1 protein-coding gene and 1 pseudogene are annotated in these 968 nt (G+C 61.3%); one reads left to right on the forward strand and one right to left on the reverse strand.

Features of this window, described 5'->3' with window-relative positions; all coding sequences use genetic code 11:
* Positions 1 to 3: 3 nt before the first annotated feature.
* A complete protein-coding gene (locus tag AC1DX0_RS36405) occupies positions 4 to 612 on the reverse strand; it encodes an LOG family protein (protein ID WP_477219409.1) in 609 nt (202 codons plus the stop codon).
* A gap of 143 nt (positions 613 to 755) precedes the next feature.
* Between AC1DX0_RS36405 and AC1DX0_RS36410 the strand changes: the two are divergent.
* Positions 756 to 968, forward strand: a pseudogene (locus AC1DX0_RS36410) (peptigoglycan-binding protein LysM); the annotation flags it as partial.

Consider the following 968-nt stretch of genomic DNA (forward strand, 5'->3'; position numbering starts at 1 on the left):
CCCTTACATCTTGTCGATCACCGACTGCATGCCCTCGGTCGGCGCATCGACGGACGAGCCTGCTACCATGATGGCGGCGACGATGGCTTCCGGATCGTTGATCACCAGCGGCTGAACGCGCTTTGCGGTGTGGATGAAGCCCTCCGCCATGTGGTCAAGCAACGACAGCATCGGGTCCCAGAATCCGTTGATATTGCCGAAGACGATCGGCTTGCGGTGATGGCCGAGTTGCCCCCAGGTCATGACCTCGACGATCTCTTCGACTGTACCGATGCCGCCCGGCAGCGCCACAAAGGCGTCGGATTTCTCGAACATCTTGTGTTTGCGCTCGTGCATATTGTCGGTGATGAGGAGTTCATCGAGCCGGTCGAGCGCGGTTTCGGTTGCTTCCTTGTTGATCAGGAAGCGGGGAATGATGCCCGTGACCTTGCCGCCGGCCTTGAGCGCGCCTTCGGCGACGGCGCCCATAATGCCTTTGGTGCCGCCGCCATAGACCAGCCGCAGGCCTGCCTTGGCAATTGAACGGCCAAGCAGGTGTCCGGCCTTCATATAGATTTCATCGCGGCCCGGAGACGAGCCGCAATAGACGCAGACGGATCGAATCGTGTTCATACGGATGATTGGTGATTGGGTCTGAAAGCGTGGTCAAGCCCCAAGGCTTGACAAGTCAGGGCTTTTTCTTGTTGGCCCGTCTTTCTTGTCGGCATTGGGAAAACACGCTAGACCGGCATTAGGTGGCTAAGGGGTAGGGAAATATGGCAATTAATCCATTGAAGGCGTTCCTGTTCGCGGCGGGTGGGACCGTCGCGGCCGCGGGAACCGCCTATGTATCGGGCGCACTCGACCCGTATCTTCATCCAACGCCGCCGGCGCAGGTGGCGGCCTTGACGCCGCCCGAGGCGCCGAAACCGGCTGATCCCGGCACCGAAGGGCGACTGCCGGCGCCGGCAGTGCCGGCCGCTCCCGCC

This window comes from Mesorhizobium sp. P3_A9, assembly GCF_056402975.1.

Excerpts from the sequence above, each read along its gene's own strand:
- AC1DX0_RS36405 (WP_477219409.1), bottom strand. The coding sequence starts at position 612 with ATGAACACGATTCGATCCGTCTGCGTCTATTGCGGCTCGTCTCCGGGC.